This window comes from Nocardiopsis sp. RV163 (assembly GCF_001029525.1).
GTDB classification, from domain to species: domain Bacteria; phylum Actinomycetota; class Actinomycetes; order Streptosporangiales; family Streptosporangiaceae; genus Nocardiopsis; species Nocardiopsis dassonvillei.
This window is the reverse complement of record NZ_LEKI01000272.1, coordinates 1-4,063: the sequence shown is the minus strand read 5'-3', so window position 1 is coordinate 4,063 and position 4,063 is coordinate 1. Positions and strand designations below refer to the sequence as shown.

Sequence of the window (4,063 nt, the reverse complement as noted above, 5' to 3'; positions counted from 1 at the left end):
GTCATGAACACCGGGGCGCGGGGCGTGCGGGTCAGACCCGTACGTACTCGATTCCGGCCAGCTCGCACAGGACCCGCCAGTCCTGCGCGCGCGCCCCGGTGTTCATGACCATGTGGTGGGTGCCGCCCGCGCGGAGCCAGGCGTCCATGCAGGCCCGCACGCCCGTGTCGGGGCGGAACTGGCCGTAGGGCATCTCCAGGGACGGCAGTTCGGGTGCGTCGATGACCTCGCCCTCGGCCACGACCAGGCGGAACTCCTCTCCGCCGAGGGCGACCAGGGAGGCCAGGGTGGCCGGACCCGGCCGGTAGCGGAACACGATGGTGGGCGGGTCACCCAGGCCGCCGATGCCCAGCGGGCGCTTGACCAGCCGGACGGGCTCGTCCTCGCGCGCCACCCTCCAGTTCCCCTCGCCCATGTGGCTCATGAGGATGGAGTCACTGGGGAAGTCCATCGCGTACATCTCGGTGAAGTGGCCGTCCCCGGCGAGCTGGTGTCCGGCGTAGACGATCGAGGCGGCCAGGACGTCGCCCTCACCGGCGAACCCGTACCCCTGGGCCATCAGGGTGGAGGCGGCCGCCATCGGCAGCCGGGCGAAGCGGCCGTCCTCCCCGATCGCGTCGAAGTGGGTGGAGTAGGCGCCGCACCCGGTCTCCTCCAGCAGCCGTTGGATGCCCAACTGCATGCGGGCGTGGTCCTCGCGCTCCTCCTGGGACAGGCGGCCGTCCACCTCCAGGGCCCCGTCCTCCCAGGCCATGAGGTCGCGCACCGCCCGTCCGGGCAGGTCGGCCATGGTCCGGTGCAGGGCTCCGGGCGCGATGACGTGGACCTCGGGGCCGAGCCTGCGCAGCAGCGCGGTCTCGTCCACACGGGCGTCGCCCATGCCGTTCATGGGGTAGCCGAACACGCCGACCCGGAGCCCGCGCAGGGCGGTGACGGCGCGGGCCGCCCGCGCCCAGCGGTCCACGCGCGCGGCGAACTCCGGGCTCTGCCACTCGCCGGTGAGGACCTCGAAGGGCAGCCCCGCCCGCACCATGGCGTTGGCGGTGTCCTGGGCGCCGTGGATGCCCTGGTTGTAGGTCATGTCGTCCATGTCCCAGGACGGGCTCACCGCGGGGTCGGGCTGGATGTTGGCCAGTGCCAGGGGCAGGTGGGTGCGGGCCAGCGCGCGGGTGACGCGCAGGGAGGGGCCGTAGGTGAGCATGACGACCAGGACCCCGTCGAGCCCGGCGGCCTCGAAGCCGCGGATCGCCTCCTCCGCGTCGGCGCGCCCTCGCACCGGCGGGGCGACGGTCCACTCGGCGACGCCGGAGAGGCGTTCGGCCACCCGGGCCGCGTAGGCCGCCTGGTGCTCGGTGATGCCGGGGATCATGTCGTCGTAGAGCGGCTGCATGATGCCGAGCAGGCCGACGCGGGGGGCTCGGGCCCGCACGGGAGGGTGCTCTGTGGCGGGGGGCGTGGGTACGGTCACGGTGCTTCCTTAGCGCGTGTTCGGTGGGTGCCGGGGGGCGTCGTGCGGCGGGGCGCGGACTGACGCGCCCTACTGGCCGTAGACGTTCTGGTAACGGGTGTGGAGGGCGTCGATGTGCTCCTGGGGGAGGCGCTGGAGAGGACCGCCCTGGCGGGCGATGTGGACGGTCCTGGCGACGTCCTCGCACATCACGGCGGCCTTGACCGCCGCCCCGGCGTCCGCTCCGACGGTGAACACGCCGTGGCCGCGCATGAGGACGGCGGGCGAGCGGTGGCCCTCCAGGGTGTCGACCACGCCCCGGCCGATGTCGTCGCCGCCGATGAGGGCGAACGGGCCGACGGGGATGTCGCCGCCAAACTCGTCGGCCATCGCGGTGATGGCGCAGGGGACGGCCTCGCCCCGCGCGGCCCAGGCGGTGGCGTAGGGACTGTGCGTGTGCGCGACGCCGCCGACGTCGGGGCGGGCGCGGTAGACGTAGGCGTGTGCGGAGGTGTCGCTGGAGGGCTTGTGCGCTCCCTCCACCGGGCGGCCGTCCAGATCGCAGACGACCATGTCGGACGGGGAGAGGTCGTCGTAGGAGACGCCGCTGGGCTTGATCACCATCAGGTCGGCGCCGGGGACGCGGGCGGAGACGTTGCCGCTGGTCCAGGTGACGAGGTTCCACCGGGGCAGTTCGGCGTGCAGGGCGCACACCAGGGCGCGCAGGCGCTCCACCTCCTCCCGGTGCTCCTCGGGGACGGCCGTGTGGGTGGGGGCGGTCATCGTTCTCCTTCCCCGCCGCTCGCGGCGGTGGCCAGGGCGGCGTTGCGCAGGGCCCGCAGGCGGTGCAGGCTGCGGCTGCCGCCCCGGCCGAAGTGGTCGTGGAGTTCGGTGTAGAGGGCGAAGAGCCCGTCGTAGGCGGCGGCCCGGGCCGGGTCGGGGTCGACCGTCTCCCGGCGCACCCCTCCCATGGCGGCGGAGGCGGCGTGGATGTCGGGGTGGGCTCCGGCCGCGACCGCGGCGTGGATGGCGGCCCCCACCGCACAGCTGTGCTCGGAGGCCACGACGCGCAGCGGCCGGTCCAGGACGTCGGCGTAGACCTGGAGGACGAAGGGGTTGCGGACCATGCCGCCGCCGATGGTGATGTCGTGCACGGGGACCCCGGCGTCGGCGAAGGCCTCGACGATGGTGCGGGTGCCGAAGGCGGTGGCCTCGACCAGGGCGCGGTAGACCTCCTCGGGCCGGGTGGCCAGGGTCAGGCCGACGAGCACGCCGGACAGGTCGTGGTCGACCAGGACCGAGCGGTTGCCGCTGTGCCAGTCCAGGGCGAGGAGCCCGTGCTCCCCCACCGCGGCGCCGGCGGCCCGTTCCGAGAGCAGGTCGTGCGCGGACAGGCCGCGTTCGCGGGCCTCGTCGTGGTAGGCGGGGGGCACGTAGGAGTCGGCGAACCAGGCGAAGACGTCGCCGACGCCGCTCTGGCCCGCCTCGTAGCCCCACGCTCCGGGGGTGATGCCGCCGTGGGCCAGGCCGCACATGCCCGGGACCTCGGCGAGGACGTCGGAGTTCATGACGTGGCAGGTGCTGGTGCCCATGATGGCGAGCATCCGGCCGTTGCCGGTGGTCTGGGCGGTGGCGGCGGTGACGTGGGCGTCGATGTTGCCGACCGCGACGGGGACACCCTCGGGCAGCCCGGTCCAGGCCGCGGCGCGGGCGGTGAGGCCGCCCGCGCGGTCACCGAGCTGGGACAGCGGGTGGGCGAGCTTGTCCTCGGCGAAGCGGGCGAAGCGGGGGTCGAGAGCGGCCAGGAAGTCCGCCGAGGGCCAGGCGCCGTCCTGGTGGATGCCCTTGTAGCCGGCGGTGGCGACGTTGCGGGTCTCGTGTCCGCACAGCTGCCACACGATCCAGTCGGCGGCCTCGATCCAGCGGTCGGCGCGCTCGTACACACCGGGGTCGTCGCGCAGGACCTGGAGGGCCTTGGCGAACTCCCACTCGGAGGAGATCCTTCCCCCGTAGCGGGCCAGCCACTTCTCGCCGCGCTCGGCGGCCAGGGCGTTGATCTCGTCGGCCTCGGGCTGGGCGGCGTGGTGGCGCCACAGCTTGGGCCAGGCGTGCGGGCGCCGGGCCAGGTCTGGCAGCTCGCACAGGGGCGTGCCGTCCGCGGTCACCGGCAGGACCGTGCAGGCGGTGAAGTCGGTGCCGACGCCGACGACCCGCTCCGGCGCGACCCCGGCGGCGCGCAGCGCCTCGGGGACGGCGGTGCGCAGGACCTCGCGGTAGTCCTCGGGGTGCTGGAGCGCGGTCTCGGGTTCGAGGGGGTCGGCCGATCCGGGCAGGTGCGCGGTGATGACGCCGTGCCGGTAGACGGAGTCGGCGGAGCCGAGTTCGGCGCCGTCGCGGACCCGGACGACGACGGCGCGGCCGGAGAGGGTGCCGAAGTCGACGCCCACGACCACCGGGTCGGGTGAACGTGAATTGTTAGCGCTAACATTCTGGGCCAAGGGACCGTCCACCACGTGGAGGGCGATCCCCTGTGGCTGGAGTCCGCGGCCCGGGTGGTCGGGTGGCGCCGGGCCCTGGAGGAGGCCGGCGCGCCGGTCCACGAACCGCTCCAAGGGG

At 74.3% G+C, this 4,063-nt stretch carries 3 protein-coding genes and 1 pseudogene; 1 reads left to right on the top strand and 3 read right to left on the bottom strand.

The annotated features are described in order from the left end of the window. Nucleotides 1-31 precede the first annotated feature (31 nt). The 3 genes from ABD54_RS25815 to araB form a co-directional block, all read right to left on the bottom strand. On the bottom strand, nucleotides 32-1,468 hold the full coding sequence (locus ABD54_RS25815) for an L-fucose/L-arabinose isomerase family protein (protein WP_047872153.1): 1,437 nt from the start codon (nucleotides 1,466-1,468) through the stop codon (nucleotides 32-34). Nucleotides 1,469-1,537: 69 nt separating this feature from the next. Continuing rightward, a complete protein-coding gene (locus ABD54_RS25810; protein ID WP_047872152.1) occupies nucleotides 1,538-2,230 on the bottom strand; it encodes an L-ribulose-5-phosphate 4-epimerase in 693 nt (230 codons plus the stop codon). Next, nucleotides 2,227-3,900: a ribulokinase gene (gene araB / locus ABD54_RS25805; protein ID WP_047872151.1), complete on the bottom strand. Its 1,674-nt coding sequence runs from the start codon at nucleotides 3,898-3,900 to the stop codon at nucleotides 2,227-2,229. The genes ABD54_RS25810 and araB overlap by 4 nt, the downstream gene beginning before the upstream one ends. A gap of 36 nt (nucleotides 3,901-3,936) precedes the next feature. Here araB and ABD54_RS29285 point away from each other — a divergent pair. Continuing rightward, nucleotides 3,937-4,063: pseudogene (locus tag ABD54_RS29285) on the top strand (LacI family transcriptional regulator); the annotation flags it as partial.

Bases quoted from the DNA above. Each gene is read 5' to 3' on its own strand.
- ABD54_RS25810 (WP_047872152.1), bottom strand. From the start codon at position 2,230: ATGACCGCCCCCACCCACACGGCCGTCCCCGAGGAGCACCGGGAGGAG.